This window comes from Vibrio sp. 378, from assembly GCF_033339435.1.
This window is the reverse complement of sequence record NZ_JAWOUO010000057.1, coordinates 1-1,631: the sequence shown is the minus strand read 5'-3', so window position 1 is coordinate 1,631 and position 1,631 is coordinate 1. Positions and strand designations below refer to the sequence as shown.

Sequence of the window (1,631 nt, the reverse complement as noted above, 5' to 3'; positions counted from 1 at the left end):
AATGTTCAAAAGCTGAATTGAATGCGTCTAGCATGTCATATCAAGTAATACCTTGCCTCTCGTTCGCCCCGATTCCACTTGTTGGTGTGCGGCGATAACTTCAGCCATTGGGTAAATGTGTTGCACTTCTGTTTTAAGTAATCCCACACCTACCATGTACAACAACGTGTCTAACTGTGAAGGATCTGGCTCAACCAACATACCGCTTGCCTCGAAGCCTAACAGCTTGGCCTTGTCACAAATTAATTCAGCGCTAATCGTTGGTACCGTGATCACGCGGGCATTGTCTTTTAGGCACTTGAGAGCATCTAGAGCCGCATCGCCACCAACCAAATCAATTAAAACATCAACGCCTTCAACACGTTCTGACACTGGTGCAAATTGATAGTTCACTGCATGAGCGCCAAGTGTGGCGAGGTAGTCTAAATTTCGTTCACTGCAGGTGGTAAACACTTCGGCTTTTGTCGCCACAGCAATCTGCACCGCTAAGTGCCCTACGCCACCCGCTCCTGCGAGAATTAATACTCTATCGCATTCGCTGACATTCGCTTTGCTTAATGCTTGGGCAGCGGTTTGCCCTGCCAATGGTAAAACCGCCGCCGCTTCTAGCGTGACCGAACTTGGCACGTGACTTAGCTCCGACTCCGGAACACAAACATATTGGCTATAACCACCACCTTGGAGAGGAAAGCCAATAAAACCGGCCACTTCATCTCCCACAGCAAAGCGAGAAGTCTTAGTACCACAAGAGGCGACTTTCCCAGAAATATCGTAACCTGGCACCCAAGGCAGTTTGTCTTTATTCTGGGAAGCAGCCCAGCCAAGTCCCGCTCGTGTTTTGACATCGATAGGATTCACGCCAGCATAATGCACCTTGACCAACACTTCGCCAGACTTAGGGATCGGAGTTTCAGCGCTTTGAATCGCCAGAACATTGGCGTCGCCAAACTCAGTGATAACAATCTGTTTATGTTCCATAACTCACTCCCTGAGGGACAAATAAAAAAGGGATGCCGGAGCATCCCTTTGACTATAAACCATTTTGTTTAACCAAGTTAATGGCAAGCATGTAAATTGGTTGATAATTTTATCTTCAACACGATAACTGTATTTACGTGTTACAAGAGTCTTTATCCAACCAAGGCCAACAGAATACCTGCCGCTACCGCGGAGCCAAGTACACCAGCTACGTTTGGTCCCATCGCATGCATCAACAAGAAGTTTTGAGGGTTTGCATCAAGCCCGACTTTGTTCACCACACGCGCAGCCATAGGTACGGCAGACACCCCTGCCGCGCCAATGAGTGGGTTGATGTCCTCTTCTGAGAACTTATTAAGAAGCTTAGCCATGAGAACACCTGCACCTGTACCGATACTGAACGCCACAGCGCCTAGACCAAGAATGCCTAATGTTTCCAAGTTTAAGAACTGGTCAGCTTGCAGTTTCGAGCCAACCCCTAAACCCAAGAAGATAGTCACAATATTGATCAGTTCATTTTGTGCAGTTTTCGATAAACGATCCACCACACCCGCTTCACGCATCAGGTTACCGAGACAGAACATACCAACCAATGGTGTCGCAGAAGGTAGGAACAGAATCGTCATCAACAGCACGGCCATCGGGAAGAACAC

General features: G+C 47.8%; 2 protein-coding genes. Both read right to left on the bottom strand.

From position 1 onward, the window contains the following. Window positions 1–27: 27 nt before the first annotated feature. Window positions 28–978, bottom strand: a complete 951-nt coding sequence (locus R7Q48_RS24010) for an NADP-dependent oxidoreductase (RefSeq protein ID WP_005480898.1) — start codon at window positions 976–978, stop codon at window positions 28–30. Between the two features lie 152 nt (window positions 979–1,130). After that, window positions 1,131–1,631, bottom strand: a 501-nt coding sequence (locus tag R7Q48_RS24005; protein ID WP_318132577.1) for a sodium ion-translocating decarboxylase subunit beta, incomplete at its 5' end; no start/stop codon positions are given.

What these genes read in the sequence shown, in the direction of transcription:
- R7Q48_RS24010 (WP_005480898.1), bottom strand. Translation starts at nt 978, where the DNA reads ATGGAACATAAACAGATTGTTATCACTGAGTTTGGCGACGCCAATGTT.